A 25,016-nucleotide genomic window follows, 5' to 3' on the forward strand; every position below is an offset into this window, starting at 1 on the left:
GTTCGACGGCCGGACTCAGCCGAGCTTCTTGGCCTGCGCCTCGACGAGGACCTTCGGCTGCTCGGCGGTGCCCGCCAGGCTCAGGGAGGAGAAGGTCGCGACCGTGTTGCCCTTGCGCACGAGCACCAGCTGGGTCGTCAGCTTCTCGCCGTCGGCGTCGAGCTCGACGGTCAGCGGCAGGCTCTCGTCACCACCGGTGACGGCGGCACCGGGCGTGACCTTGGTGATCTTGGTGGTCTCGCCGTCCTGGGTGGCCGCGTAGCCGCCGGCGCACTTCGTGCTCGCGCTCTTCACCGCCGCGAACGCCTCCTCGGCGCCCTTCGCCTCGTACGAGGCAAGGGTCACGGTGGTGGCCGTGGAGCCGAGAGCGCCGGCGATCGCCTTCGCCGCCTCCTCCGGCGAGGTGCCGGCGGCGGGCTTCGGGGTCGCGATCGCCTTGGTGCGGGCGGTCCCGGAGGGGGTTCCGGCCGGGACGAAGGCCTGCGCCTGGACCAGCACCTTGCACTCGGGCTTGTCGCTGGTCGCGGTGGCACCGGCGGCGGCCTCGGCCGGCGTGGACTCCTTGAAGGTGTGGTCCGCGAGGTCGGCCTGGGTCACCAGGAGCTTGGCCAGCTCGGCGTCGGTCTTGCCCTTGACGGCGGGGGCGGCCGAGGTCGCGGCGGCCTCGGACGGCTTGGCGTCCGTCTTCGTGTCGGCCTTGTCGGAGCCGCAGGCCGTGGCCAGCAGGGCCAGCGAGACGGCGGAGGCGGCCAGGACGGAACGACGGACCAGGGTGCTGCGCACGGAAAATCTCCCCCATTGGGTGAAGCGAGGTGTGGAACGGTCCGGGACGACGCCCCTCCCCAGGTGCGCGCCGGACCACGATGATCAGCAATGTACGCGGCCCCACCGACAGCGACGGACCCGAAAAGGCCCTTCCCGGCCGATCGTGACCTGGGCGAGACCGGGTGGCGCGCCGAATCGAGACCACCCGGCCGTCCGCCGCCCGGCCACGTGACCGACCCCACCACCCACAACCGCCCCCGAGCCCCGACAATGGCGGTGTGATCACTTCGCCGCCACGAAGCAACACGCCCGCGGGTGCAACGGAGCACTCCGGCCGGGAGGGGCAGCCCCCGCGCGCCGCGCACCGCCGCGGTCCCGAGGCCTCGCCGTACGTCGACCTCACCCGGGCCGAGTGGAGCGCCCTGCGCGAGCGGACGCCGCTGCCGCTCACCGCCGACGAGGTGGAGCGCCTGCGCGGCCTCGGCGACGTCATCGACCTCGACGAGGTCCGTGACGTCTACCTGCCGCTCTCGCGCCTGCTGAACCTCTACGTGGGGGCCACCAGCAACCTCCGCGGCACCCTCAACACCTTCCTCGGCGACGCCGGCAACGGCCACGGCGCGCAAGCGGGCACCCCCTTCGTCATAGGGGTGGCCGGTTCCGTCGCCGTCGGCAAGTCCACTGTGGCCCGCCTGCTGCAGGCCCTGCTCGCCCGCTGGCCGGAGCACCCGCGGGTGGAGCTGGTCACCACCGACGGTTTCCTCTACCCGATGAAAGAGCTCCAGCGACGCGGGCTCACCTCCCGTAAGGGCTTCCCCGAGTCCTACGACCGCCGCGCGCTCACCCGCTTCGTCGCCGACATCAAGGCGGGCAAGGACGAGGTGCGGGCCCCGGTCTACTCGCACCTGATCTACGACATCGTGCCGGGCGAGGAGCTCGTCGTACGCCGGCCGGACATCCTGATCGTCGAGGGCCTCAACGTGCTCCAGCCGGCACTGCCCGGCACCGACGGCCGGACCCGCGTCGCCCTCGCCGACTACTTCGACTTCAGCGTGTACGTGGACGCCCGCGCCGAGGACATCGAGCGCTGGTACCTCAACCGCTTCCGCAAGCTGCGCGAGACCGCCTTCCAGAACCCCTTCTCCTACTTCCGCAAGTACACGCAGGTCTCCGAGGAGGAGGCCATGGAGTACGCGCAGACGATGTGGCGGACCATCAACAGGCCCAACCTGCTGGAGAACGTGGCGCCCACCCGCGGCCGGGCCACCCTCGTCGTGCGCAAGGGCCCGGACCACAAGGTGCAGAAGCTGAGCCTGCGCAAGCTGTAGTCACCGCCCGGCTGTGACTAGGGTGCGGACATGCTGCATTTGCGGATGATCACCCCGCACCACCTCACCGAGCGGGTGGTGGAGCTGATCGACCGGACGGTGGGCACCACCCACCTGGTCGTCCTGCCGGGCGTCGCCCGCGATCCGGAGGGCGATCTCGTGCTCTGCGACGTCGCCCGCGAGGCGGCGGACGAGCTGCTCCAGGAGGTGCGCGCCCTCGGCCTCGGCAAGACCGGTTCGATCGCCGTCGAGAACATCGACCTGTCGATCTCCACGCGCGCCGACGAGGCGGAGGAGGAGGCGCCGGGCGAGGCCGCCGACGCGGTGGTCTGGGAGCAGCTCGCCGAGTCGACGCACGAGGAGTCCACCCTCACGATCACCTACGCCGCCTTCATGGTCATCGCCACGATGATCGCGGCCTGCGGTGTCGTGCTGGACAACGCCGTGCTGATCGTGGGCGCGATGGCGGTCGGCCCCGAGTTCGGTCCGCTCGCCGGTGTCTGCACCGGCCTCGTGCAGCGCCGCCCCCGGCTCGCCTGGCGCTCCTTCGTCGCCCTGGTGGTCGGCTTCACCGCCGCGATCGTGACGACCACCCTCTTCACTCTGGTCATGAACGAACTCGGCCTGTTCCACGAGCACATGCTGGAGAACGACCGGCCGAACACCAGCTTCATCTGGCAGCCCGACCCGTTCTCGTTCGTCGTGGCCCTGCTCGCCGGCGTGGCCGGCATGCTGTCGCTGACGTCGGCGAAGGCCGGCGCCCTGGTCGGCGTGGCGATCTCCGTCACCACGGTCCCGGCGGCCGCCAACGCCGCCGTGGCGCTCGGCTACGGCGACCTCGGCCAGATGTGGGGCTCCGGTATCCAGCTGGCGCTGAACCTCGGCGGCATCATCGTCGCCGGGACGCTGACCCTCGTCTGCTGGAAACTGCTGTGGCGCACCCAGCAGCACCGGATGATCCGGAAGCCGGGTGCGCCGCGCAGGCCGGGAGGCGGAATCTAGCTCCGCGCCGACGGGGGCCGGGGGTGTCCTAGCCGAGCGCCGACTTCACGGCGTCCGCGAGCCGGCCGGCGACCGCGCGGGCCTGCTCGATGTCGGCGGCCTCGACCATCACCCGTACGAGCGGTTCGGTGCCGGACGGACGCAGCAGCACCCGGCCGGTGGTGCCCAGCTCGCGCTCGGCGTCGGAGACCGCCGCCGCCAGCTCTGCGGAGGTGGTGACCCGGGACTTGTCGACGTCGGGGACGTTGATCAGGACCTGCGGCAGCCGCTGCATGACGCCCGCCAGATCGGCGAGGGACGTGCCGGTGGCCGCGACCCGCGCCGCGAGCAGCAGGCCGGTCAGCGTGCCGTCTCCGGTCGTCGCGTGGTCGAGGATGATCACGTGGCCGGACTGCTCGCCGCCGAGCGCGTAGCCGTGCTCCTTCATCGACTCCAGCACGTACCGGTCGCCGACCCCGGTCTGGACGACCTGGATGCCCTCGCCCTCCATGGCCAGCTTGAAGCCCAGGTTGGACATGACGGTCCCGACGACGGTGTTCTCGCGCAGCTGGCCGGCCTCGCGCATGGCCAGCGCCAGCACGGCGAGGATCTGGTCGCCGTCGACCTCGGCGCCGCTGCCGTCAACGGCCAGGCAGCGGTCCGCGTCACCGTCGTGCGCGATGCCGAAGTCGGCGCCGTGCTCGACCACGGCCGCCTTCAGCAGGCCGAGGTGGGTGGAGCCGCAGCCGTCGTTGATGTTGAGGCCGTCCGGCTCGGCACCGATGGTGACGATCTCCGCGCCGGCGCGGGCGAAGGCCTCGGGCGAGACGTAGGCGGCCGCGCCGTGCGCCTCGTCGAGGACGATCTTCAGGCCGTCGAGGCGGTTGGGGAGGACGCCGATGAGGTGGGAGACGTACTTCTCGAAGCCCTCGGTGTAGTCCGAGACGCGTCCGACGCCGGCGCCGGTGGGCCGGTCCCAGGGGGCGCCGGTGCGGTGCTCCTCGTAGGTCGACTCGATGCGGTCCTCCAGCTCGTCGGCGAGCTTGTGGCCGCCGCGGGCGAAGAACTTGATGCCGTTGTCGGGCATGGCGTTGTGGCTGGCGGAGAGCATCACGCCGAGGTCGGCACCCAGCGCACCGGTGAGATACGCCACCGCCGGGGTGGGCAGCACACCGACGCGCAGGACGTCCACGCCCGCGCTCGCGAGGCCGGCCACGACCGCGGCCTCGAGGAACTCACCGGAGGCCCGGGGGTCCCGGCCGACCACGGCGGTCGCCCGGTGGCCTTCGAAAGTGCCCGCCTCGGCGAGTACGTGGGCAGCCGCCACGGAGAGGCCGAGCGCGAGCTCCGCCGTCAGATCCGCGTTGGCGACGCCGCGTACACCGTCCGTCCCGAAGAGTCGTCCCACTGTTGTCCTCCCGAGTTTGCGCTTCGCGTATGACCGCTTGTGTCAGGTATTTGCCGCTTGTGGCGGTAAACGAACCGCCCCGGCAGCACAGAGAGTGCTGCCGGGGCGGTTTCGTTGCAGAACAGCAGGCGCAGATTAACGCTTGCTGTACTGCGGAGCCTTACGGGCCTTCTTGAGACCGGCCTTCTTGCGCTCGACCGCACGGTCGTCGCGGGAGAGGAAGCCGGCCTTCTTCAGCGCCGGGCGGTTGTTGTCCACGTCCGCCTCGTTCAGCGCGCGGGCCACACCGAGGCGCAGGGCACCGGCCTGGCCGGAGACGCCGCCACCCGAGATGCGGGCGATGACGTCGTAGCGGCCGTCGAGCTCCAGGAGCTTGAAGGGCTCGTTGACTTCCTGCTGGTGCACCTTGTTGGGGAAGTAGTCCTCAAGGGTGCGACCGTTGATCTTCCACTTGCCGGTGCCCGGAACGATCCGGACGCGGGCGATGGCGTTCTTGCGACGGCCCAGGCCGGCGGCCGGCTGGGGGTCACCGAAGCGACCGGCAAGGGACTCGGAGGTGTAGTCGCCCTCGGCGACGACCTCGGACTCGGTGGTGTACTCCTCGACGCCCTCGAACTCGTCGACGGGGGTCTCGGCGGTGGTCTCGGCCACGATGCTCCTCAGAATTCTCTGTGTCTTAGGGGGTGGCCGGAACTACTGCGCGACCTGGGTGATCTCGAACGGCACCGGCTGCTGGGCAGCGTGGGGGTGCTGGTCGCCCGAGTAGACCTTCAGCTTCGAGAGCATCTGACGGCCCAGGGTGTTCTTGGGGAGCATGCCCTTGACGGCCTTCTCGACGGCCTTCTCCGGGTTGTTCGCCAGGAGGTCGTCGTAACGCACGGAGCGCAGACCGCCCGGGAAACCGGAGTGGCGGTACGCCATCTTCTGGGAGGCCTTGTTGCCGGACAGGTGAACCTTGTCGGCGTTGATGATGACGACGAAGTCGCCCATGTCCATGTGGGGCGCATAGGTCGGCTTGTGCTTGCCCTTGAGGAGGGCAGCGGCCTGGGTCGCCAGACGGCCGAGGACGACGTCCTGGGCGTCGATGACGAGCCACTGGCGCGAGATGTCGCCGGGCTTGGGGCTGTACGTACGCACGCGTATGCCTTCGCTTCTTCAGTGGTGGGTCATCCCATAGGGCGCTGAGCCCCGCGGGAAGGGTCCTGACAGGGTCACCACGGACGATCACGACAGCCCTCGTTCACTTCGGGGACGCAACCCGTGTGAACGGCCAACTGCTGGTCATCGGTCCGGTGGACCGGCGTAAGGCCCTTTCACGTGAGAATGAGAAAGCCAATACGCATAACAAACCAGCAGGATACCCAAGCAGACCCGTACGGGTCAAAACGCGGTCCGCGATGCCGATTCCGCTGGCAACGCGGCGCACTCCGGTTCGGTCCTGGGTGGGGACCCCGCAGTTGTTACGGGCTCCAGAATAACCCGACCGGAGCGCAGTGCACGACGCGCCAGCAGGAAAGCCAGCCCGCACAGGGTCGCGCAGTCCTTGAAGGCGCGCCGCTTGTGGGCCAGCTCCGAGGGCCACGGGACCAGGGCCAGCTGGGGGGTCAGGACCAGCCAGAACCAGGGAGAACGGGCCGTCGAGCCCGGTCGGACCACCGAGGCCAGCAGCAGCGGCAGCACCACGAGCAGGTAGTGGTCGAAGGACGGCCGGGACACCAGGAATGCGGCGAGCATCACCATGCAGGCGGTCTCGACGAGCCGCAGCTCACCGCCGTCTCCGTCCGGGTCCGTGCGCCGCCAGCGCGCCCAGGCCGCCCAGAGCCCGGCGGCGGCCCCCGCGAAGGCCACCAGCACGGCCAGCGGCTGCGGCACCCCCAGCCGCGGCAGCACCGCTATCGGGGAGGCGTCCCAGGGCAGTGCGTACGCGTCCTGGCCCTGGAGCAGGAACGGCAGGGTCTTGGTGAAGAACAGCGTCGGGCTCGGCATCATCAGCGCCCCGGCCAGCGAGATCCCCAGCGGCACCAGGACGGCCGCGGCCAGCGCCCGCCACCGGCGGGCCACCAGGAACAGCAGCCCGACCGGCACCAGCATCGGCTTGCAGGCGATGGCCAGCCCGACCACCAGCCCGGCCCTCCCCCACGACCCGCGGTGGGCGAGCAGCAGCGCCACGGGCAGCGCGGCCGCCGAGACGGCCGTCCAGTTGCCGATCAGCACCAGGTTCACCCACGGCTTGTAGGCGAGGGCGAACACCGCGAGGCCGCCGACCGCGAGGCGCGAGCGCAGCGGCACGGAGAACAGCCGCAGGGCCGCCAGCCAGCCGATGCCCAGCAGCCCCGCCATCCCGACCGGCAGGATCCAGCGCAGCACCCCGCGCGGGACGAGTGCCTCCGGTACCGCCATGACCACGGCGCTGGGCAGGTAGAGGAAGCGCTTGTCCGCGTAGGGCGAGCCGCCGTCCAGCAGCGTCTGCGCCGCCTTGACGACGAAGGCGTTGTCCGAGCCCCAGTTGGCCCGCAGGCTCGTGGAGACGCAGATCCCGAGGAGCACCGCGAGGGAGAGCACCTGCCACGACCTCGGGGCCGGCCGCAGCAGCCCGTCGACGAGCCGGTTCCCGGACCTCAGCGCCTCCCACCTCATGAGCCAGATGCCAGGCCTCAGGCCCACGACGCCCCTCCCTCACCGCTAGCGCTTGCGCTCGACCCTGCGTTCGTCCCAGACGGGCTCCTGAGTCTCCCGCACGACACCGTCCGAACCGAAGACCAGGTAACGGTCAAATGTGCGCGCGAACCAGCGGTCGTGCGTCACGCACAGGACGGTCCCGTCGTAGGACTCCAGGCCGTCCTGGAGGGCTTCCGCCGACTCCAGGTCCAGGTTGTCCGTGGGCTCGTCCAGCAGCAGCGCCGTGGTGCCCGCCAGCTCCAGCAGCAGGATCTGGAAACGCGCCTGCTGGCCGCCCGACAGCTTCTCGAAGGGCTGCTCGGCCTGGCGCTCCAGCTCGTAGCGGCGCAGGGCCCCCATCGCCTGCCCGAGGGGCTTGGCCGCCTCCGTCCACAGGATGTCGACGAGGGTGCGGCCGAACAGTTCCGGGTGGGCGTGGGTCTGCGCGAAGTGGCCGGGAACCACCCGTGCGCCCAGCTTCCAGTCACCGGTGTGCTTGACGTCCTCGCCCGCCAGCAGCCGCAGGAAGTGCGACTTGCCGGAGCCGTTCGAGCCGAGCACCGCGACCCGCTCCCCGTAGAAGACCTCCAGGGAGAAGGGCTTCATCAGCCCGGTGAGCTCCAGGTTCTCCACGGTCAGCGCGCGCACGCCGGTGCGGCCGCCCTTGAGCCGCATCGTGATGTCCTGCTCGCGGGGCGGCTCCGGCGGCGGTCCGGCCTCCTCGAACTTCTGGAAGCGGGTCTGCATCGCCCGGTAGCGCGAGGCCATGTCGGGGCTGCTCGCGGCCTGGTTGCGCAGCCTCAGCACCAGGGCCTTGAGCCGGGCGTGCTCCTCGTCCCAGCGCCGCTTGAGCTCCTCGAAGCGGGCGAAGCGCTCCTTGCGGGCCTCGTGGTAGGTACCGAAGCCCGCGCCGTGCACCCAGACGTCCGAGCCGGTCGGGCTCGCCTCCAGGCTGATGATCTTCTCGGCGGCCTGGGTCAGCAGCTCCCGGTCGTGGGAGACGAAGAGGACCGTCTTGCGGGTCGCCCTCAGCTGCTCCTCCAGCCACCGCTTGCCCGGGACGTCGAGGTAGTTGTCCGGCTCGTCGAGCAGCAGCACCTCGTCCGGGCCGCGCAGCAGCGCCTCCAGCACGAGCCGCTTCTGCTCACCGCCGGAGAGCGTGCGCACCTCGCGGAACTGCGCGGAGTCGTACGGGATGGCCAGCGCGGCCGTGGTGCAGACGTCCCACAGGGTCTCCGCCTCGTAGCCCTGTACGTCGGCCCAGTCGCTGAGGGCCTGGGCGTAGGCCATCTGCGCGGCCTCGTCGTCCACCGTCATGATCAGGTGCTCGGCGCGGTCGACGGCCTCGGCCGCCTCGCGGATCCGCGGCTGGGCCACCGAGACCAGCAGGTCCCGTACGGTCGTCTCGTCGCGCACGGAGCCCACGAACTGGGACATCACGCCGAGCCCGCCGCTGATGGTCACCGCGCCGCCGTGCGGCTGGAGCTCCCCCGAGATCAGCTTCAGCAGGGTGGTCTTGCCGGCGCCGTTCGCCCCGACGAGGGCGACCACCGACCCCTCCCCCACGCGGAAGGAGACGTCGGGGAGCAGGACCCGCCCGTCGGGAAGGTAGTACTCCAGGTGGCTGGCTTCGAGATGTCCCATGCCGGGCATTGTCCAGGTCGGCGTGCGATCCGCCCAAACGATTTGGCCGCTCAGCAGCAGCCGGCGCCCGGCAGCGTCCGCATGTTGCGGGCCTCCCTGCTGCGGGCCGCCAGCAGTTCGTCGGCCGGATAGCCGACCTCCTCCAGGGTCAGCCCGTGCGGCTTGACCACGTGCACCGAGGAGTCGCGCACGCCGGCCGCCAGGACCTTGCCGGGCCAGTCGACGGGCCGGTGGCCGTCACCTACGTGCAGCAGGGCCCCCACCAGGGAGCGGACCATGTTGTGGCAGAAGGCGTCGGCGCGGACGGTCGCGGTGACGACGCCGTCCTCGGCACGTTCCCAGCTGAGCTGCTGGAGCGTGCGGATGGTCGTGGCGCCCTCGCGCTTCTTGCAGTAGGCGGCGAAGTCGTGCTCGCCCAGCAGCGCGGTGGCGGCCTCGTTCATGGCGGCCACGTCGAGGGGCCACTGGTGCCAGAGCACGTGGCCGCGGCGCAGCGGGTCCACGCCGCCCTGGTGGTCGCCGACGCGGTAGGCGTAGCGGCGCCAGATCGCGGAGAAGCGCGCGTTGAAGCCCTCGGGGGCCTCGGCGACCTTCCACACCCGTACGTCGTGCGGCAGGCGGCCGGCGAGGCGGCGCAGCAGCTTGTCGTGGTGCTCGGCCCAGACCTCCTCGGCGAGGTCGAACTGCGCGACCTGGCCGCGGGCGTGCACTCCCGCGTCCGTACGCCCGGCCACGGTCAGCTCGACGGGCTCCTTCAGCCGCATCACGGTCTGCAGGGCGCTCTCCAGCTCTCCCTGGACGGTCCGCAGCGTGCGCTGCTTCGCCCAGCCGGAGAAGTCCTTGCCGTCGTAGCTCAGGTCCAGCCGTACCCGGACGTGCCCGGGCTCCACCTCGTCACTCACGTGACCGATCCTTTCAGAAGCACCCGTATGCAGAACGGGCCCGCCCCGGGAAGGGGCGGGCCCGTTCAGAGCCGATCAAGCAAGCTCGATCCCGTAGCGGGATCAGGCCTCCTTGGTCTCCTCGGCGGCCTCGGTCTCGGTGGCCTCGGCCTTGGCCTCCGCCTCCTTGACCGCGCGCTTGGTGGCGGCCTCGGCCTCACCGGTGGCCTGCTGGGCGACCGTGAGGGCCTCGACCAGCTCGATCACGGCCATCGGGGCGTTGTCGCCACGACGGTTGCCGATCTTGGTGATGCGCGTGTAACCACCGGGGCGGTTCTCGTAGCGCGGGGCGATCTCGGTGAACAGCGTGTGCACGATGCTCTTGTCCGTGATCGTCTGCAGCACCAGGCGACGGTTGTGGATGTCGCCCTTCTTGGCCTTGGTGACCAGACGCTCGGCGTAGGGACGCAGGCGGCGGGCCTTGGCCTCGGTGGTGGTGATGCGGCCGTGCTCGAAGAGCGCCTTCGCGAGGTTCGCGAGCAGGTGCTTCTCGTGCGCGGCGGAGCCGCCCAGGCGGGCACCCTTTGCGGGACGCGGCATTGTTACTCCTTCAAATCTGCACCGGCCGTGTCAGGTACCGGAGTCAGTTCCCTCAAGCGGTCGCGAGAGGGGGGTGTGGGGGGCGCGGGCCCCCCACAAGCTTTCTCAGTACTGCTCGGTCTCGACGAAACCGGCGTCCGCGTCGTCGTCGGCGCCGAAGGCGTCGGCGGCGGCGGTCGGGTCGAATCCGGGCGGGCTGTCCTTGAGGGCCAGGCCCATGCCGGCCAGCTTCGCCTTGACCTCGTCGATCGACTTCGCACCGAAGTTGCGGATGTCGAGCAGGTCGGCCTCGGAGCGGGCGACGAGCTCACCCACGGAGTGGATGCCCTCGCGCTTGAGGCAGTTGTACGACCGAACGGTGAGCTCCAGCTCCTCGATCGGCAGCGCCAGGTCGGCGGCCAGGGCGGCGTCCGTCGGGGACGGGCCCATGTCGATGCCCTCGGCGTCGATGTTGAGCTCGCGCGCCAGACCGAACAGCTCGACCAGGGTCTTGCCTGCGGACGCCATGGCGTCACGCGGGCGCATGGCCTGCTTGGTCTCGACGTCGACGATCAGCTTGTCGAAGTCGGTGCGCTGCTCGACTCGGGTCGCCTCGACCTTGTAGGTGACCTTGAGGACCGGGCTGTAGATGGAGTCGACCGGGATGCGGCCGATCTCCTGGCCCAGCTGCTTGTTCTGGACGGCGGAGACGTAGCCGCGACCGCGCTCGACGGTCAGCTCCATCTCCAGCTTGCCCTTGCCGTTGAGCGTGGCGAGGACGAGGTCCGGGTTGTGCACCTCGACACCGGCCGGGGGCGCGATGTCGGCAGCGGTGACCAGGCCGGGACCCTGCTTGCGCAGGTACATCACGACCGGCTCGTCGTGCTCCGAGGAGACGACCAGCTGCTTGATGTTGAGGATGATGTCCGTGACGTCTTCCTTGACGCCCGGCACGGTGGTGAACTCGTGCAGGACGCCGTCCACGCGGATGCTGGTGACAGCGGCACCCGGGATGGAGGACAGGAGGGTACGGCGCAGGGAGTTGCCGAGGGTGTAACCGAAGCCCGGCTCCAGCGGCTCGATCACGAAGCGCGAGCGGTACTCGTCTACGACCTCTTCGGTCAGCGACGGACGCTGAGCGATAAGCATGTCTGTGTTCCTTCATTCGTGGACGCCCACTATTTGACGCCCGACGGGGGCCGCACCGGGGTGACCCGGGTACGGCTACTGCAAGGGTACGGGCGGTACGTCCCCCGAAGGGGTCGTACCGCCCGGACACTCAAGAACGCACAAGTGCGTCCGCTGCGTCAGACGCGGCGGCGCTTCGGCGGGCGGCAGCCGTTGTGCGGGGTGGGGGTGACGTCCTGGATCGAGCCGACCTCGAGGCCGGTGGCCTGGAGGGAGCGGATCGCGGTCTCACGGCCGGAGCCGGGACCCTTGACGAAGACGTCGACCTTGCGCATGCCGTGCTCCTGCGCGCGGCGGGCGGCCGACTCGGCGGCCATCTGCGCGGCGAAGGGGGTGGACTTGCGCGAGCCCTTGAAGCCGACGTGGCCGGCGGAGGCCCAGGAGATCACGTTGCCGGACGGGTCCGTGATCGAAACGATGGTGTTGTTGAACGTGCTCTTGATGTGGGCGTGCCCGTGAGCGACGTTCTTCTTTTCCTTGCGGCGCACCTTCTTGGCAGCGCCCTGACGACCCTTGGGGGGCATCTCAATCTCCTACGGGAGGTGGTCGGTCCTACAGCGCAAGACCGCTGAACAGGACTACTTCTTGCCCGGCTTCTTCTTACCGGCGATCGCGCGACGCGGGCCCTTGCGGGTACGCGCGTTCGTGCTGGTGCGCTGACCGTGCACCGGGAGGCCGCGACGGTGGCGGATGCCCTGGTAGCACTGGATCTCGATCTTGCGGCGGATGTCGCCCTGGATCTCGCGGCGGAGGTCACCCTCGGTACGGAGGTTGGCGTCCACGTACTCGCGGATCTTGACGAGGTCCTCTTCGGCCAGGTCACGAACGCGGGTGTTCGGGTTCACGCCGGTGGAGGCGAGGATCTCCTTGGACCGGGTGCGCCCGATACCGAAGACGTAGGTGAGTGCGATCTCCACACGCTTTTCGCGCGGGATGTCAACACCGGAAACGCGTGCCATTCAATGGCTCCTGTGTGTTCGGGGGTCTTCCGCAGAACCGATCCCGACCGCCGACCACCCGTGCCGGGTGATGGTACGTCCGGGTCCCCGGCCCCCGCCGGAGGTGCCGCCGGCCCCTGCGGGGCTGGGCGGGTTCTGCGTATGTACGTTTTCTTACGTCGCGCGAAGAACTGCGTTAAGGCAGGTCGGTCGGCGTGCGTCAGCCCTGGCGCTGCTTGTGGCGCAGGTTGTCGCAGATGACCATGACCCGGCCGTGACGGCGGATCACCTTGCACTTGTCGCAGATCTTCTTGACGCTCGGCTTGACCTTCATGTTGGTGAGGTTCTCCGGGTCAGTGCCACCACCCGCACCGGGACGGACGCCCAGGCAGGAGTGAGAGCAAGATCTACTTGTATCGGTAGACGATCCGGCCACGCGTCAGGTCGTAGGGAGAGAGCTCCACGACAACCCGGTCATCAGGCAGGATGCGGATGTAGTGCATGCGCATCTTCCCGCTGATGTGCGCGAGGACCTTGTGACCGTTCTGGAGTTCCACCTTGAACATGGCGTTCGGGAGGGACTCGATCACGGTGCCCTCGATTTCGATGGCACCTTGCTTCTTGGCCACGCTTCGCCTTTCGAATCGGCTACCTTGATCGGCCCCGTGCGCCATGCAGGCATGGAAGTGCACGAGAGCCGACGAGTCAGTCTACGTCAGGGCACCCAGAAAGACGAATCCGGAAAGTTTGCCCCAGAGTCTAGATCATTAACCGAGGGGGTCCGGGGCCGTGGTGACCCCGTACTCCGCCAGCTTCGCCTTGCCGCAGTCGGGGCTGGTCAGGACGATCGGACCGGCCTCCGTCAGCGCGATGGAGTGCTCCCAGTGGGAGGACCAGGTGCCGTCCGTCGTGATGACCGTCCAGTCGTCCGAGAGGACCTCCGTCTGGGCCGTGCCCAGGGAGACCATCGGCTCGATCGCCAGGCAGACGCCCGGAACGAGCTTGATCCCCTTGCCCCGCTTGCGCGAGACGTAGTTCAGCAGGTGGGGGTCCATGTGCATCTCGGACCCGATGCCGTGGCCGCCGTAGTCCTCGATGATCCCGAACTTGCCGAGGCTGTGCTCACCGGTGGAGGGGCGGGGCTGGCGCTTGATGTAGGTCTCGATCGCCTTGGAGATGTCCACGAGGCGGTTGCCCAGCTTCATCGCGGCGATGCCGGCCCACATCGACTCCTCGGTCACCCGGGAGAAGCTCCACCAGCTCGGGCGCGTGACCGGTGCCGACGAAGGCGGTGTACGCCGCGTCGCCGTGCCAGCCGTCCACGATCGCGCCGGCGTCGATGGAGATGATGTCGCCGTCCTTGAGGACGGTCTTGTCGTCCGGGATGCCGTGGACGACGACCTCGTTGACCGAGGTGCAGATCGTCGCGGGGAATCCGCCGTAACCGAGGAAGTTCGACTTCGCCCCGGCGTCCGCGATGACCTTGCGGGCCACCATGTCCAGATCCCGCGTCGTGGCGCCCGGCACGGCCGCCTCACGGGTCGCGGCATGGATCGCGGCGACGACCAGCCCCGCCTCGCGCATCTTCGCGATCTGCTCGGGGGTCTTGATCTGCACCATGTGGGCGTGCCTTCCGTTCTCTGCGGCTGGACCGCCGCCGCTCTCGCGGACGTGGTCGCCGTCCGCCGTGGTTGCTCAATTATCGGCTGATGTCGTGCCGCGGCGCGTCATGCAGACGGCCGCGGTGCCCCGAGGGGACACCGCGGCCGTACCTGTCACAGCAAGGGGTGACTACTTCTTGAGGGCGTCCATGGCGCGCTTGGTGACGTCCGAGACCTCACCGAGGGCCGGGATGGTCACCAGGAGACCCTGGGCCTTGTAGTAGTCGATGATCGGCTCGGTCTGCGTGTGGTAGACCTCCAGCCGGTTGCGGACCGTCGCCTCGGAGTCGTCGCCGCGCTGGTACAGCTCGCCGCCGCAGTGGTCGCAGACGCCCTCGGTCTTCGGGGCGGCGTACACGACGTGGAAGACGTGCGCGGACTCGTTGCGGCAGACGCGGCGGCCGGCGATGCGCTTGACGACCTCGTCCTCCTCGACCTCCAGGTCCAGGACGGCGTCGAGCTTCATGCCCGACTCCTGGAGCATCACGTCGAGGGCCTCGGCCTGGGAGACGTTGCGCGGGAAGCCGTCGAGCAGGAAACCGCCGGCGGCGTCGGGCTGCTCCATGCGGTCCTTCGCCATGCCGATGGTGATCTCGTCGGGGACGAGGTCGCCGGCGTCCATGAACGCCTTGGCGCGCAGGCCCAGCTCGGTGCCCTGGCTGATGTTGGCCCGGAACAGGTCACCCGTGGAGATGTGCGGGATCGACAGGTTCTTGGCAAGGAACGCGGCCTGCGTTCCCTTGCCCGCACCGGGCGGTCCGACGAGGACGATTCGCATCAGCGGAGGAACCCTTCGTAATTACGCTGCTGGAGCTGGCTCTCGATCTGCTTCACGGTTTCCAGACCCACACCCACGATGATCAGGATGCTCGTCCCGCCGAACGGGAAGTTCTGGTTCGCTCCGAAGCCGGCCAACGCCATCGTCGGCACAAGAGCGATGAGACCCAGGTACAGCGACCCCGGCCAGGTGATCCGGTTGAGCACGTAGCTCAGGTACTCGGCAGTGGGTCGACCGGCGCGGATACCCGGGATGAACCCACCATACTTCTTCATGTTGTCTGCAACTTCCTCGGGGTTGAACGAGATCGCCACGTAGAAGAACGCGAAGAAGACGATCAGGAGGAAGTAGGCCGCGATGTAGTACGGGTGGTCGCCCTTGACGAAGTGCTTCTGGATCCAGTTCGCCCAGCCCGCGGTGGACCCGCTGAACTGCACGACCAGCGCCGGGATGTAGAGCAGCGACGAGGCGAAGATGACGGGGATGATGCCCGCCTGGTTCACCTTGAGCGGGATGTAGGTCGAGGTACCGCCGTAGGCACGGCGGCCGATCATGCGCTTCGCGTACTGGACCGGGATCCGGCGCTGCGCCTGCTCGACGAAGACCACCAGGGCGACCATCGCGAGGCCGACCAGCATGACGACGCCGAACTCGACCCAACCGTCGGCGATCTTGCCCTGGAGCTTGATCTGCCAGAGGGCGCCGATGAAGCCGGCGGCGATCGAGATGAACATGAGGATCGACATGCCGTTGCCGATGCCGCGGTCGGTGATCAGCTCACCGAGCCACATGACGACGCAGGTACCGGCGGTCATGGTGATCACCATGACGACCGTCGTGAAGATCGACCGGTCGGGAACGATCTGGCTGGCGACCTGGCACCCCTGGAACAGGGCGCCGGTGCGGGCGGTGGCGACGAGGCCGGTGCCCTGGAGGATCGCGAGCGCGACCGTCAGATAGCGCGTGTACTGGGTGATCTTCGCCGTGCCGGACTGGCCCTCTTTCTTGAGGGTCTCCAGCTTCGGGATGACCACGGTCAGCAGCTGCAGAATGATGCTCGCCGTGATGTACGGCATGATGCCGAGCGCAAAGATCGTGATCTGCAGCAGCGCACCGCCGCTGAACATGTTGACGAGGCCGAACAGACCATTGCTGCTTCCGGCCTGTTCCACGCAGATCTGTACGTTCTTGTAGCTCACGCCGGGGACGGGAACATGGGACCCGAGCCGGAACAGCACGATGATGCCGAGCGTGAAGAGCAGCTTCTTGCGCAGGTCGGGCGTCTTGAACGCCCGGGCGAACGCGGTGAGCACGGTGCCTCCTGCGACCCCCGCGCTACTGCGTCAGAGGTGACGGTCTGAGGGATCGACGTATACGACAAAGCAATGGTGCACGCCACCTTACCGGCGAGTGTGCCCCCCGTGGAACGACCAACCGGGGATGCCCCATATGTGAGGCATCCCCGGTCGGGTTTTGAGCTATTCAGCCACTGAAATCGTCTTAGACGAGCTCGGTGACGGTACCGCCGGCAGCGGTGATCTTCTCCTTGGCGGAGGCGGAAACGGCGTCAACCGAAACCTGCAGCGCCACGGAGAGCTCGCCCTGGCCCAGGACCTTGACGAGGCTGTTCTTGCGAACCGCGCCCTTGGCGACCAGGTCGGCCACCGTGACTTCTCCACCCTCGGGGTAGAGAGCGCCGAGCTTGTCCAGGTTGACGACCTGGAACTCGGTGCGGAACGGGTTCTTGAAGCCCTTGAGCTTCGGCAGGCGCATGTGGAGGGGCATCTGCCCACCCTCGAAGCGCTGCGGGATCTGGTAACGGGCCTTCTGGCCCTTCGTACCACGACCGGCCGTCTTACCCTTCGACGCCTCACCGCGACCCACACGGGTCTTCGCGGTCTTGGCACCGGGGGCGGGACGGAGGTTGTGGGCCTTCAGCGGGCTGTTCTCAGCCATGATTAGTCAACCTCCTCAACCGTCACGAGGTGGCGGACGGTGTGCACCATTCCGCGGAACTCGGGGCGGTCCTCCTTGACGACGACGTCGTTCAGGCGCTTGAGCCCGAGCGAACGCAGCGTGTCGCGGTGGTTCTGCTTGCTGCCGATGTACGACTTCGTCTGCGTGATCTTGAGGCGGGCCATCAGACACCCGCCCCAGCGCGCGCACGGAGGAGAGCCGCGGGAGCGACGTCCTCGAGGGGCAGACCACGGCGAGCCGCGATCTCCTCGGGACGCTGCAGGCCCTTGAGGGCCTCCACGGTCGCGTGCACGATGTTGATCGCGTTGTCGGAGCCGAGCGACTTCGACAGGATGTCGTGAACGCCGGCGCACTCCAGAACGGCGCGCACCGGGCCACCGGCGATAACACCGGTACCGGGGGAAGCAGGCTTCAGCAGGACAACGCCGGCCGCCTTCTCGCCCTGGATCGGGTGCGGGATGGTGCCCTGGATGCGGGGAACCTTGAAGAAGTTCTTCTTGGCTTCCTCGACGCCCTTGGCGATGGCCGCGGGAACTTCCTTGGCCTTGCCGTAACCGACACCTACGGTGCCGTCACCGTCACCCACCACGACGAGCGCGGTGAAGCTGAAGCGACGACCACCCTTGACAACCTTGGCGACACGGTTGATCGCGACAACGCGCTCAACGTAAGCGGTCTTCTCGGCGGCAGCGCCACCGTCGCGACCCTTCCGGTCCCGCCGCTCGCCGCCACCGGCACCGCTTCCGCGGCGCTGGGGTCCAGCCATTGGATTACCTCTCTCTGTTACGTCCGTGAGTCCCGGAACCGGGGCTTAGAACTTCAGCCCGGCTTCGCGGGCGGCGTCAGCCAGAGCGGCAATGCGCCCGGCGTATCGGTTGCCACCGCGGTCAAAGACGACGGTCTCGACACCCGCGGCCTTGGCACGCTCGGCGACGAGCGCGCCGACGGCCTGGGCCTGGGAGCTCTTGTCGCCCTCGCCACCGCGGATCGAAGCGTCCAGGGTCGACGCCGACGCCAGGGTGTGGCCCTGGAGGTCGTCGATGACCTGAGCAACGATGTTGCGGTTGGAACGCGTCACGACGAGGCGCGGACGCTCCGCCGTACCCGAGACGTTCTTGCGGATGCGGATGTGGCGGCGAGCCTTGGCAGCGCGCTTGTACGCGTCGCCCTTGGCGATCTTCACACCGTATGCCATGGCTACTTACCAGCCTTTCCGACCTTGCGGCGGATGACCTCGCCGGCGTACTTGACACCCTTGGCCTTGTACGGGTCGGGCTTCCGCAGCTTGCGGATGTTGGCGGCGACCTCGCCGACCTTCTGCTTGTCGATGCCCTCGACCGAGAACTTGGTCGGCGACTCGACCTTGAAGGAGATGCCCTCGGGCGCCTCCACCAGGATCGGGTGGCTGTAGCCGAGCTGGAACTCCAGGTTGGAGCCCTTCGCGGCCACGCGGTAACCGACACCGCTGATCTCGAGAGCCTTGACGTATCCCGTGGTCACACCGGTGATCATGTTCGCCACCAGCGTGCGGGACAGGCCGTGCAGGGCCTTGTTCTGACGCTCGTCGTTCGGACGGGTGACGTTCAGAACGCCGTCCTCGTCCTTGACAACTGCGATGGGCGCCTTAACGGTGTGCGCGAGGGAACCCTTGGGGCCCTTCACGTTGACCGTCTGGCCATCGATGGTGACGTCCACACCGGCGGGAACCTGGATGGGGAGCTTGCCGATTCGCGACATTGCTTTTCCTCCGTTCCCGACTACCAGACGTAGGCGAGGACTTCCCCACCTACGCCCTTCTTGCCTGCCTGCTGGCCGGTCAGGAGACCGTGGGACGTGGAGATGATCGCCACGCCCAGGCCGCCGAGGACCTTCGGCAGGTTGGTGGACTTCGCGTACACGCGCAGACCGGGCTTCGAGATCCGCTTGATGCCCGCGATGGAGCGCTCACGGTTCGGCCCGAACTTCAGCTCGAGGACGAGGTTCTTGCCGACCTCGGCGTCCTCGACCTTCCAGCCGGTGATGAAACCCTCCTGCTTGAGGATCTCCGCGATGTGCGACTTGATCTTGCTGTGCGGCATCACGACGGTGTCGTGGTACGCCGAGTTAGCGTTACGCAGACGCGTGAGCATGTCTGCGATGGGGTCAGTCATGGTCATGAAGTGGCCTTCGGCCTCTCTCGCCGGGGTTTCCTGTATGCGCCATCCCTCTCCCCACTCAGTGGCGGGACGGGTGCGGCACGGGGACCTACGGCGTAGTAAGTCGATAGGGCGGCGGACGCCCAACCCCACAAGCCTACGGCATGCGGGCAGGGCGGTCCGCCGACCTGATGCTTACCGAGAGCGTCTGGAAAACCTCAACACCCAGAGGGCGTGGGGATTACCAGGAGCTCTTGGTCACGCCCGGCAGCTCGCCACGGTGAGCCATCTCACGGAGGCACACGCGGCACAGGCCGAACTTGCGGTACACGGAGTGGGGGCGACCGCAGCGCTGGCAGCGGGTGTACGCACGCACACCGAACTTGGGCTTACGGGCAGCCTTCGCGATGAGAGCCTTCTTCGCCATCTCGCTTACGCCTCCTTGAAGGGGAAGCCGAGGTGACGAAGGAGCGCGCGGCCCTCAGCGTCGTTGGTCGCCGTGGTGACCACGGTGATGTCCATACCCCGGGTACGGTCGATCTTGTCCTGGTCGATCTCGTGGAACATGACCTGCTCCGTGAGACCGAAGGTGTAGTTGCCACGGCCGTCGAACTGCTTCGGCGACAGACCACGGAAGTCACGGATACGCGGCAGCGCGAGCGACAGCGTACGGTCCAGGAACTCCCACATGCGGTCACCACGGAGGGTGACGTGGCAGCCGATCGGCTGACCCTCACGCAGCTTGAACTGCGCGATGGACTTGCGGGCCTTCGTGACGGCCGGCTTCTGACCGGTGATCGTCGTCAGGTCGCGGATGGCACCGTCGATCAGCTTCGAGTCACGGGCGGCGTCGCCGACACCCATGTTCACGACGATCTTGACGAGGCCGGGGATCTGCATGACGTTCTCGTAGGAGAACTCCTCACGCAGCTTGCCCGCGATCTCCTCGCGGTACTTCGTCTTCAGACGCGGAGTGGTAGCCATCAGATGTCCTCACCCGTGCGCTTGGCAACGCGGATCTTGTTGCCCTCGTCGTCGAAGCGGTAACCGACGCGGGTGACGACCTTCTTGCCGTCCTTCTCCACGACCAGCTGGACGTTGGACACGTGGACCGGAGCCTCGGTGATCACGATGCCACCGGCCTGGTTCTGGCCAGCCTTGGTGTGCTTCTTGACCCGGTTGACACCCTCGACCAGGACGCGGTTCTCGGCGGGGAAGGCGACGATGACCTTGCCCTGCTTGCCCTTGTCCTTACCGGTGATGACCTGTACCAGGTCGCCCTTCTTGATCTTCATGCTTACAGCACCTCCGGCGCGAGCGAGATGATCTTCATGAACTTCTTCTCGCGCAGCTCACGGCCGACGGGGCCGAAGATACGGGTGCCGCGAGGGTCGCCGTCGTTCTTCAGAATGACGGCGGCGTTCTCGTCGAAGCGGATGTACGAGCCGTCCTGGCGGCGGCGCTCCTTGACGGTGCGAACGATGACCGCCTTGACGACGTCACCCTTCTTCACGTTGCCACCGGGGATCGCGTCCTTGACGGTGGCGACGATGACGTCACCGATGCCCGCGTAGCGGCGACCGGAGCCACCGAGAACACGGATGCAAAGGATCTCCTTGGCACCAGTGTTGTCGGCGACACGCAGTCGCGACTCCTGCTGGATCACGTCTATCTCCTGTTTGTCTGCCGGTTCCCGGCGGGGGCTTCACTCTGGAAGCGGAGCCCCCACCGAGCCTGGCGGAACGAACCCGAGGGGCCCCTGAACTTCTTGCTCAGGGCCTCAGGTGCTTACTTGGCCTTCTCGAGGATCTCGACGATGCGCCAGCGCTTGCTCGCCGACAGCGGACGCGTCTCCATGATGAGGACGCGGTCGCCGACGCCGGCAGCGTTCTGCTCGTCGTGCGCCTTGAGCTTGTTCGTACGGCGGATGACCTTGCCGTACAGGGCGTGCTTGACGCGGTCCTCGACGGCGACGACGACGGTCTTGTCCATCTTGTCGCTGACGACCAGACCCTCACGGGTCTTGCGGAAACCGCGCTCGGTCTTCTCAGTCACGTTGTTCTCGCTCATCAGGCGCTCTCCACCGTCTCGATACCGAGCTCACGCTCGTGCATCAGGGTGTAGATGCGAGCGATGTCCTTACGGACGGACTTGAGCCGGCCGTTGTTCTCCAGCTGACCCGTGGCCGCCTGGAAGCGGAGCTTGAACAGCTCCTCCTTGGCCTCGCGCAGCTTGCCAACGAGCTCCTCGTTGCCGAGCTCACGCAGCTCGGACGCCTTGGTTCCCGTCGCCATCACGACTCACCTGCCTCGCGCCGAACAATCCGGCACTTCATCGGAAGCTTGTGAGCAGCGCGGGTGAGCGCCTCACGAGCAATCTTCTCGTTCGGGTAGGACAGCTCGAACATGACCCGACCCGGGTGCACGTTGGCGATCCACCACTCGGGAGAACCCTTACCGGAACCCATGCGGGTCTCGGCGGGCTTCTTCGTGAGCGGGCGGTCCGGGTAGATGTTGATCCAGACCTTGCCGCCACGCTTGATGTGGCGGGTCATCGCGATACGAGCCGCCTCGATCTGGCGGTTCGTCACGTACGCCGGGGTCAGCGCCTGGATGCCGTACTCGCCGAACGAGACCTCAGTACCGCCCTTGGCCATACCGCGGCGCTTCGGGTGGTGCTGCTTGCGGTGCTTGACCCTACGAGGGATCAGCATGTCGGTCAGGCCTCCGTTCCGGTGCTCTCAGCCGGAGCGGCGGCGGGAGCGTCGGCCTTGGGGGCCTCGGCACCAGCAGCCTGCTGCGGCTTGCGGCCACCACGGCCGCCGCGCTCGCCACCACGGCCACCACGGCCGGCGGGACGGTCGCCAGCGCCGGCACCACGGGCCGGGCGGTTACCCGCACGGGCCGCAGCGTTCTCGGCGCGAACCTCGGCGATGTTCTTGACGTCGCCCTTGTAGATCCAGACCTTCACGCCGATACGGCCGAAGGTGGTCTTGGCCTCGAAGAAGCCGTAGTCCACGTTCGCGCGCAGCGTGTGCAGCGGCACACGACCCTCGCGGTAGAACTCGGAGCGGGACATCTCGGCGCCGCCGAGACGGCCGCCGCACTGGATCTTGATGCCCTTGGCGCCTGCCTTCATCGTGCCCTGCATGCTCTTGCGCATGGCACGACGGAAGGAGACGCGGGAGGAGAGCTGCTCGGCAACGGCCTGAGCAACCAGCTGAGCGTCGAGCTCGGGGTTCTTGACCTCGAGGATGTTCAGCTGGACCTGCTTGCCCGTGAGCTTCTCGAGGTCACCGCGGATGCGGTCGGCCTCGGCGCCACGGCGGCCGATGACGATGCCCGGACGAGCGGTGTGGATGTCCACACGCACGCGGTCACGGGTGCGCTCGATCTCAACCTTCGAGATGCCGGCGCGCTCCATGCCGGACGTCATCATCCGACGGATGGCGACGTCTTCCTTGACGTAGTCCTTGTACAGCTTGTCGGCGTACCAACGCGACTTGAAGTCGGTGGTGATGCCGAGCCGGAACCCGTGCGGGTTTACCTTCTGGCCCATTACCGGGAACCTTCCTTGCTGCTGACGACCACGGTGATGTGGCTGGTCCGCTTGCGGATCCGGTAGGCACGGCCCTGAGCACGCGGACGGAACCGCTTCAGGGTCGGGCCCTCGTCCACGTACGCCTCGCTGATGACCAGCGTGGAGGCGTCCGGGTGGTTGTAGTTGTGTGCGGCGTTGGCAATGGCGCTGTCCAGCACCTTGCCGACCGGCACGCTCGCGGCCTGCGGGGCGAAACGCAGGACCGCCTGAGCCTCCGTGGCATCCATGCCACGGATAAGGTCCACCACGCGGCGGGCCTTCATGGGCGTGACGCGGATGTACCGCGCCTGGGCCCTGGCTTCCATGGTTGTCCCTTCGGTGTAAGTCATAGTCGTAACCACCCCGCCTTTAGCGGCGCTTCGACTTCCGGTCGTCCTTGACGTGGCCGCGGAAGGTGCGAGTCGGCGAGAACTCGCCGAGCTTGTGGCCGACCATCGACTCGGTGACGAACACCGGGACGTGGGTCTTGCCGTTGTGCACCGCGATGGTGTGACCCAGCATGCTGGGGATGATCATCGAGCGACGGGACCAGGTCTTGATGACGTTCTTGGTGCCGGCTTCGTTCTGGGCGTCCACCTTCTTTACGAGGTGGTCGTCGACGAAGGGCCCCTTCTTGAGACTGCGCGGCATCTAAACCCGCTCCTAGCGCTTCTTGTTCGTCTTGCGGCGGCGGACGATGTACTTGCTCGAAGCCTTCTTCGGCGAGCGAGTACGACCCTCCTTCTGACCCCACGGGGAGACCGGGTGGCGACCACCACTGGTCTTGCCCTCACCACCACCGTGCGGGTGGTCAACCGGGTTCATCGCGACACCGCGGACGGAGGGGCGAACGCCCTTCCAGCGCATGCGGCCGGCCTTGCCCCAGTTGATGTTCGACTGCTCGGCGTTGCCGACCTCGCCGACCGTGGCGCGGCAGCGCGCGTCGACGAGACGGATCTCACCGGACGGCATACGAAGGTGGGCCATCACGCCCTCCTTCGCCAGCAGCTGCACGGAGGCACCAGCGGAACGCGCGAACTTGGCGCCGCCACCGGGGCGGAGCTCGATCGCGTGGATCGTGGTACCGACCGGGATGTTGCGGAGCGCGAGGTTGTTGCCCGGCTTGATGTCGGCCGTGGGGCCGTTCTCGATCCGGTCGCCCTGCTGCAGACCGCGCGGCGCGATGATGTAGCGCTTCTCGCCGTCGGCGTAGTGCAGCAGCGCGATGCGCGCGGTGCGGTTGGGGTCGTACTCGATGTGCGCGACCTTGGCCGGCACGCCGTCCTTGTCGTGACGACGGAAGTCGATCACGCGGTAGGCGCGCTTGTGTCCACCACCCTGGTGGCGAACGGTGATCCGACCGGTGTTGTTACGGCCGCCCTTGCTGTGCAGGGGGCGAACCAGCGACTTCTCCGGCGTGGACCGCGTGATCTCGACAAAGTCGGCGACGCTGGAGCCACGACGGCCCGGGGTCGTCGGCTTGTACTTGCGGATACCCATTTCTCAGTCCTCGTCCGATTCCGGACGACTAGACCTCCGTTAGGAGGCCTGGCCGCCGAAGATGTCGATTCGGTCGCCCTCAGCGAGGGTCACGATGGCGCGCTTGGTGTCAGCGCGCTTGCCGAAACCGGTCTTGGTGCGCTTGCGCTTACCCTGACGGTTGATCGTGTTGACCCCGGTGACCTTGACCCCGAAGACCGCTTCCACGGCCTGCTTGATCTGGGTCTTGTTGGAGCCAGGCGCGACGATGAACGTGTACTTGTTCTCGTCCAGCAGCGCGTAGCTCTTCTCCGAGACGACCGGCTTGATCAGCAGGTCGCGCGGGTCGGTGAAGGTCTTGCTGGTAACGGTCGCCTCAGACATCAGGCGTCGCTCCCTTCGGTCTCGTCGGCCTTGGGGCCAGACACGAAGGACTCCAGCGCGGCCTGGGTGAAGACCACGTCGTCAGAGACGATCACGTCGTACGTGTTCAGCTGGCCCGGCTCCAGGATGTGAACCTGGGGCAGGTTGCGGGCGGACAGCCACGCGGCCTCGTCGGCACGCTCGACGACCAGGAGCAGGTTCTTGCGCTCCGAGATCTTGCCGAACAGCGTCTTGGCGGCCTTCGTGGAGGCGGCACCCTCGACCACGCCGGTGACGACGTGGATGCGGGAGTGACGCGCACGGTCCGAGAGGGCACCGCGGAGGGCGGCGGCCTTCATCTTCTTGGGGGTCCGCTGCGAGTAGTCACGCGGCTGCGGGCCGTGGACGACGCCACCGCCGGCGAACTGCGGAGCGCGGGTCGAACCCTGACGGGCGCGGCCGGTGCCCTTCTGGCGGTAAGGCTTCTTGCCACCACCACGGACTTCGCCACGGGTCTTGGTCTTGTGCGTGCCCTGACGGGCAGCTGCCAGCTGGGCGACGACGACCTGGTGGATCAGCGGAACGCTGGTCTTCGCGTCGAAGATCTCCGCGGGGAGCTCGACGGTACCGGCCTTGTCGCCTGCCGGCGAAAGGATGTCAATGGTGCTCATTAA

At 67.9% G+C, this 25,016-nt stretch carries 36 protein-coding genes and 1 pseudogene; 2 read left to right on the forward strand and 35 right to left on the reverse strand.

Going from position 1 to position 25,016, the window contains the following annotated elements; genetic code table 11:
* Positions 1-15: 15 nt before the first annotated feature.
* Positions 16-783 (reverse strand): hypothetical protein, encoded by a 768-nt coding sequence (locus AC2RP6_RS17170; protein ID WP_486447013.1) that lies wholly within the window; start codon positions 781-783, stop codon positions 16-18.
* A 260-nt stretch (positions 784-1,043) separates the two neighbouring features.
* On the opposite strand from AC2RP6_RS17170, the gene coaA reads away from it, so the two are divergent.
* On the forward strand, positions 1,044-2,093 hold the full coding sequence (gene coaA / locus AC2RP6_RS17175) for a type I pantothenate kinase (RefSeq protein WP_486447014.1): 1,050 nt from the start codon (positions 1,044-1,046) through the stop codon (positions 2,091-2,093).
* Positions 2,094-2,123: 30 nt separating this feature from the next.
* The gene (locus tag AC2RP6_RS17180) at positions 2,124-3,095 is read left to right on the forward strand and encodes a DUF389 domain-containing protein (RefSeq protein WP_486447015.1); all 972 of its coding nucleotides are present in this window, start codon (positions 2,124-2,126) and stop codon (positions 3,093-3,095) included.
* Between the two features lie 28 nt (positions 3,096-3,123).
* Here AC2RP6_RS17180 and glmM read toward each other — a convergent pair whose 3' ends face one another.
* From glmM to rplD, 34 genes and pseudogenes are all read right to left on the reverse strand, one after another.
* On the reverse strand, positions 3,124-4,482 hold the full coding sequence (glmM, locus tag AC2RP6_RS17185; RefSeq protein ID WP_486447016.1) for a phosphoglucosamine mutase: 1,359 nt from the start codon (positions 4,480-4,482) through the stop codon (positions 3,124-3,126).
* Between the two features lie 135 nt (positions 4,483-4,617).
* Positions 4,618-5,133: a 30S ribosomal protein S9 gene (gene rpsI, locus AC2RP6_RS17190; RefSeq protein WP_360867950.1), complete on the reverse strand. Its 516-nt coding sequence runs from the start codon at positions 5,131-5,133 to the stop codon at positions 4,618-4,620.
* Between the two features lie 42 nt (positions 5,134-5,175).
* Positions 5,176-5,619, reverse strand: a complete 444-nt coding sequence (rplM, locus tag AC2RP6_RS17195) for a 50S ribosomal protein L13 (RefSeq protein ID WP_363060160.1) — start codon at positions 5,617-5,619, stop codon at positions 5,176-5,178.
* Between the two features lie 243 nt (positions 5,620-5,862).
* The gene (locus tag AC2RP6_RS17200; RefSeq protein ID WP_486447017.1) at positions 5,863-7,146 is read right to left on the reverse strand and encodes a glycosyltransferase family 87 protein; all 1,284 of its coding nucleotides are present in this window, start codon (positions 7,144-7,146) and stop codon (positions 5,863-5,865) included.
* A gap of 18 nt (positions 7,147-7,164) precedes the next feature.
* Complete coding sequence (locus tag AC2RP6_RS17205; protein WP_486447018.1) at positions 7,165-8,793, reverse strand: ABC-F family ATP-binding cassette domain-containing protein; 1,629 nt, start codon at positions 8,791-8,793, stop codon at positions 7,165-7,167.
* A gap of 41 nt (positions 8,794-8,834) precedes the next feature.
* A complete protein-coding gene (gene truA, locus AC2RP6_RS17210) occupies positions 8,835-9,686 on the reverse strand; it encodes a tRNA pseudouridine(38-40) synthase TruA (RefSeq protein ID WP_486447019.1) in 852 nt (283 codons plus the stop codon).
* A gap of 102 nt (positions 9,687-9,788) precedes the next feature.
* On the reverse strand, positions 9,789-10,265 hold the full coding sequence (rplQ, locus tag AC2RP6_RS17215) for a 50S ribosomal protein L17 (RefSeq protein WP_361591094.1): 477 nt from the start codon (positions 10,263-10,265) through the stop codon (positions 9,789-9,791).
* A 105-nt stretch (positions 10,266-10,370) separates the two neighbouring features.
* A complete protein-coding gene (locus tag AC2RP6_RS17220) occupies positions 10,371-11,393 on the reverse strand; it encodes a DNA-directed RNA polymerase subunit alpha (protein WP_007265920.1) in 1,023 nt (340 codons plus the stop codon).
* Positions 11,394-11,551: 158 nt separating this feature from the next.
* Positions 11,552-11,956, reverse strand: coding sequence for a 30S ribosomal protein S11 (rpsK, locus tag AC2RP6_RS17225; RefSeq protein WP_003956432.1), 405 nt, complete (start codon positions 11,954-11,956; stop codon positions 11,552-11,554).
* A gap of 54 nt (positions 11,957-12,010) precedes the next feature.
* Complete coding sequence (rpsM, locus tag AC2RP6_RS17230) at positions 12,011-12,391, reverse strand: 30S ribosomal protein S13 (RefSeq protein WP_007265919.1); 381 nt, start codon at positions 12,389-12,391, stop codon at positions 12,011-12,013.
* A 199-nt stretch (positions 12,392-12,590) separates the two neighbouring features.
* Positions 12,591-12,704, reverse strand: a complete 114-nt coding sequence (rpmJ, locus tag AC2RP6_RS17235; RefSeq protein ID WP_003956441.1) for a 50S ribosomal protein L36 — start codon at positions 12,702-12,704, stop codon at positions 12,591-12,593.
* Positions 12,705-12,777: 73 nt separating this feature from the next.
* Complete coding sequence (gene infA, locus AC2RP6_RS17240; RefSeq protein WP_003956442.1) at positions 12,778-12,999, reverse strand: translation initiation factor IF-1; 222 nt, start codon at positions 12,997-12,999, stop codon at positions 12,778-12,780.
* A gap of 138 nt (positions 13,000-13,137) precedes the next feature.
* Positions 13,138-13,990, reverse strand: a pseudogene (gene map / locus AC2RP6_RS17245) (type I methionyl aminopeptidase).
* Between the two features lie 171 nt (positions 13,991-14,161).
* A complete protein-coding gene (locus AC2RP6_RS17250; protein WP_486447020.1) occupies positions 14,162-14,809 on the reverse strand; it encodes an adenylate kinase in 648 nt (215 codons plus the stop codon).
* Positions 14,809-16,122: a preprotein translocase subunit SecY gene (gene secY / locus AC2RP6_RS17255; RefSeq protein WP_486447021.1), complete on the reverse strand. Its 1,314-nt coding sequence runs from the start codon at positions 16,120-16,122 to the stop codon at positions 14,809-14,811. The genes AC2RP6_RS17250 and secY overlap by 1 nt, the downstream gene beginning before the upstream one ends.
* Before the next feature lie 187 nt (positions 16,123-16,309).
* Entirely contained in the window at positions 16,310-16,765 is a 456-nt protein-coding gene (gene rplO / locus AC2RP6_RS17260) for a 50S ribosomal protein L15 (protein WP_030026337.1), read from the reverse strand.
* Between the two features lie 2 nt (positions 16,766-16,767).
* The gene (rpmD, locus tag AC2RP6_RS17265) at positions 16,768-16,950 is read right to left on the reverse strand and encodes a 50S ribosomal protein L30 (RefSeq protein ID WP_005313525.1); all 183 of its coding nucleotides are present in this window, start codon (positions 16,948-16,950) and stop codon (positions 16,768-16,770) included.
* Positions 16,950-17,552, reverse strand: coding sequence for a 30S ribosomal protein S5 (gene rpsE / locus AC2RP6_RS17270; protein ID WP_007265914.1), 603 nt, complete (start codon positions 17,550-17,552; stop codon positions 16,950-16,952). The genes rpmD and rpsE overlap by 1 nt, the downstream gene beginning before the upstream one ends.
* 45 nt (positions 17,553-17,597) lie before the next feature.
* Positions 17,598-17,981, reverse strand: coding sequence for a 50S ribosomal protein L18 (gene rplR, locus AC2RP6_RS17275; protein WP_030008471.1), 384 nt, complete (start codon positions 17,979-17,981; stop codon positions 17,598-17,600).
* Between the two features lie 2 nt (positions 17,982-17,983).
* Positions 17,984-18,523 carry a 50S ribosomal protein L6 gene (rplF, locus tag AC2RP6_RS17280; protein WP_030653648.1) on the reverse strand — a complete coding sequence of 180 codons (540 nt, stop codon included), beginning with the start codon at positions 18,521-18,523 and terminating at the stop codon, positions 17,984-17,986.
* Positions 18,524-18,543: 20 nt separating this feature from the next.
* Complete coding sequence (gene rpsH / locus AC2RP6_RS17285) at positions 18,544-18,942, reverse strand: 30S ribosomal protein S8 (RefSeq protein WP_007265911.1); 399 nt, start codon at positions 18,940-18,942, stop codon at positions 18,544-18,546.
* Positions 18,943-19,162: 220 nt separating this feature from the next.
* Entirely contained in the window at positions 19,163-19,348 is a 186-nt protein-coding gene (locus AC2RP6_RS17290; RefSeq protein WP_003956452.1) for a type Z 30S ribosomal protein S14, read from the reverse strand.
* A gap of 5 nt (positions 19,349-19,353) precedes the next feature.
* Positions 19,354-19,905 carry a 50S ribosomal protein L5 gene (gene rplE, locus AC2RP6_RS17295; protein ID WP_030026331.1) on the reverse strand — a complete coding sequence of 184 codons (552 nt, stop codon included), beginning with the start codon at positions 19,903-19,905 and terminating at the stop codon, positions 19,354-19,356.
* Positions 19,905-20,216 (reverse strand): 50S ribosomal protein L24, encoded by a 312-nt coding sequence (gene rplX, locus AC2RP6_RS17300; RefSeq protein ID WP_030026329.1) that lies wholly within the window; start codon positions 20,214-20,216, stop codon positions 19,905-19,907. Before rplX ends, rplE begins: the two co-directional genes overlap by 1 nt.
* A gap of 2 nt (positions 20,217-20,218) precedes the next feature.
* Positions 20,219-20,587 (reverse strand): 50S ribosomal protein L14, encoded by a 369-nt coding sequence (gene rplN / locus AC2RP6_RS17305; protein WP_003956455.1) that lies wholly within the window; start codon positions 20,585-20,587, stop codon positions 20,219-20,221.
* A gap of 122 nt (positions 20,588-20,709) precedes the next feature.
* On the reverse strand, positions 20,710-20,991 hold the full coding sequence (gene rpsQ / locus AC2RP6_RS17310) for a 30S ribosomal protein S17 (RefSeq protein WP_030008467.1): 282 nt from the start codon (positions 20,989-20,991) through the stop codon (positions 20,710-20,712).
* Positions 20,991-21,215: a 50S ribosomal protein L29 gene (gene rpmC / locus AC2RP6_RS17315; RefSeq protein ID WP_008739703.1), complete on the reverse strand. Its 225-nt coding sequence runs from the start codon at positions 21,213-21,215 to the stop codon at positions 20,991-20,993. The genes rpsQ and rpmC overlap by 1 nt, the downstream gene beginning before the upstream one ends.
* Entirely contained in the window at positions 21,215-21,634 is a 420-nt protein-coding gene (gene rplP, locus AC2RP6_RS17320; RefSeq protein ID WP_030026326.1) for a 50S ribosomal protein L16, read from the reverse strand. The genes rpmC and rplP overlap by 1 nt, the downstream gene beginning before the upstream one ends.
* 5 nt (positions 21,635-21,639) lie before the next feature.
* Positions 21,640-22,479 (reverse strand): 30S ribosomal protein S3, encoded by an 840-nt coding sequence (rpsC, locus tag AC2RP6_RS17325; protein WP_007265905.1) that lies wholly within the window; start codon positions 22,477-22,479, stop codon positions 21,640-21,642.
* Positions 22,479-22,826, reverse strand: coding sequence for a 50S ribosomal protein L22 (rplV, locus tag AC2RP6_RS17330; RefSeq protein WP_007265904.1), 348 nt, complete (start codon positions 22,824-22,826; stop codon positions 22,479-22,481). The genes rpsC and rplV overlap by 1 nt, the downstream gene beginning before the upstream one ends.
* 43 nt (positions 22,827-22,869) lie before the next feature.
* Positions 22,870-23,151 carry a 30S ribosomal protein S19 gene (gene rpsS / locus AC2RP6_RS17335; protein ID WP_007265903.1) on the reverse strand — a complete coding sequence of 94 codons (282 nt, stop codon included), beginning with the start codon at positions 23,149-23,151 and terminating at the stop codon, positions 22,870-22,872.
* Positions 23,152-23,163: 12 nt separating this feature from the next.
* Positions 23,164-24,000 (reverse strand): 50S ribosomal protein L2, encoded by an 837-nt coding sequence (gene rplB / locus AC2RP6_RS17340; protein ID WP_030388860.1) that lies wholly within the window; start codon positions 23,998-24,000, stop codon positions 23,164-23,166.
* A 39-nt stretch (positions 24,001-24,039) separates the two neighbouring features.
* Positions 24,040-24,363, reverse strand: coding sequence for a 50S ribosomal protein L23 (rplW, locus tag AC2RP6_RS17345; RefSeq protein WP_030154694.1), 324 nt, complete (start codon positions 24,361-24,363; stop codon positions 24,040-24,042).
* Complete coding sequence (rplD, locus tag AC2RP6_RS17350) at positions 24,363-25,013, reverse strand: 50S ribosomal protein L4 (RefSeq protein ID WP_030959024.1); 651 nt, start codon at positions 25,011-25,013, stop codon at positions 24,363-24,365. Before rplD ends, rplW begins: the two co-directional genes overlap by 1 nt.
* Positions 25,014-25,016: the final 3 nt, after the last annotated feature.

The sequence above is a fragment of the Streptomyces sp. WAC03905 genome (assembly GCF_057371075.1).

Coding starts and splice junctions, on each gene's coding strand:
- AC2RP6_RS17180 (WP_486447015.1), top strand. CDS start 2,124: ATGCTGCATTTGCGGATGATCACCCCGCACCACCTCACCGAGCGGGTG.
- AC2RP6_RS17205 (WP_486447018.1), bottom strand. CDS start 8,793: ATGCCCGGCATGGGACATCTCGAAGCCAGCCACCTGGAGTACTACCTT.
- rplQ (WP_361591094.1), bottom strand. CDS start 10,265: ATGCCGCGTCCCGCAAAGGGTGCCCGCCTGGGCGGCTCCGCCGCGCAC.
- AC2RP6_RS17220 (WP_007265920.1), bottom strand. CDS start 11,393: ATGCTTATCGCTCAGCGTCCGTCGCTGACCGAAGAGGTCGTAGACGAG.
- rpsK (WP_003956432.1), bottom strand. CDS start 11,956: ATGCCCCCCAAGGGTCGTCAGGGCGCTGCCAAGAAGGTGCGCCGCAAG.
- rpsM (WP_007265919.1), bottom strand. CDS start 12,391: ATGGCACGCGTTTCCGGTGTTGACATCCCGCGCGAAAAGCGTGTGGAG.
- rpmJ (WP_003956441.1), bottom strand. CDS start 12,704: ATGAAGGTCAAGCCGAGCGTCAAGAAGATCTGCGACAAGTGCAAGGTG.
- AC2RP6_RS17250 (WP_486447020.1), bottom strand. CDS start 14,809: ATGCGAATCGTCCTCGTCGGACCGCCCGGTGCGGGCAAGGGAACGCAG.
- rplO (WP_030026337.1), bottom strand. CDS start 16,765: ATGGCTGAGAACAGCCCGCTGAAGGCCCACAACCTCCGTCCCGCCCCC.
- rpmD (WP_005313525.1), bottom strand. CDS start 16,950: ATGGCCCGCCTCAAGATCACGCAGACGAAGTCGTACATCGGCAGCAAG.
- rpsE (WP_007265914.1), bottom strand. CDS start 17,552: ATGGCTGGACCCCAGCGCCGCGGAAGCGGTGCCGGTGGCGGCGAGCGG.
- rplR (WP_030008471.1), bottom strand. CDS start 17,981: ATGGCATACGGTGTGAAGATCGCCAAGGGCGACGCGTACAAGCGCGCT.
- rplF (WP_030653648.1), bottom strand. CDS start 18,523: ATGTCGCGAATCGGCAAGCTCCCCATCCAGGTTCCCGCCGGTGTGGAC.
- rpsH (WP_007265911.1), bottom strand. CDS start 18,942: ATGACCATGACTGACCCCATCGCAGACATGCTCACGCGTCTGCGTAAC.
- AC2RP6_RS17290 (WP_003956452.1), bottom strand. CDS start 19,348: ATGGCGAAGAAGGCTCTCATCGCGAAGGCTGCCCGTAAGCCCAAGTTC.
- rplE (WP_030026331.1), bottom strand. CDS start 19,905: ATGGCTACCACTCCGCGTCTGAAGACGAAGTACCGCGAGGAGATCGCG.
- rplX (WP_030026329.1), bottom strand. CDS start 20,216: ATGAAGATCAAGAAGGGCGACCTGGTACAGGTCATCACCGGTAAGGAC.
- rpsQ (WP_030008467.1), bottom strand. CDS start 20,991: ATGAGCGAGAACAACGTGACTGAGAAGACCGAGCGCGGTTTCCGCAAG.
- rpmC (WP_008739703.1), bottom strand. CDS start 21,215: ATGGCGACGGGAACCAAGGCGTCCGAGCTGCGTGAGCTCGGCAACGAG.
- rplP (WP_030026326.1), bottom strand. CDS start 21,634: ATGCTGATCCCTCGTAGGGTCAAGCACCGCAAGCAGCACCACCCGAAG.
- rpsC (WP_007265905.1), bottom strand. CDS start 22,479: ATGGGCCAGAAGGTAAACCCGCACGGGTTCCGGCTCGGCATCACCACC.
- rplV (WP_007265904.1), bottom strand. CDS start 22,826: ATGGAAGCCAGGGCCCAGGCGCGGTACATCCGCGTCACGCCCATGAAG.
- rpsS (WP_007265903.1), bottom strand. CDS start 23,151: ATGCCGCGCAGTCTCAAGAAGGGGCCCTTCGTCGACGACCACCTCGTA.
- rplB (WP_030388860.1), bottom strand. CDS start 24,000: ATGGGTATCCGCAAGTACAAGCCGACGACCCCGGGCCGTCGTGGCTCC.
- rplW (WP_030154694.1), bottom strand. CDS start 24,363: ATGTCTGAGGCGACCGTTACCAGCAAGACCTTCACCGACCCGCGCGAC.
- rplD (WP_030959024.1), bottom strand. CDS start 25,013: ATGAGCACCATTGACATCCTTTCGCCGGCAGGCGACAAGGCCGGTACC.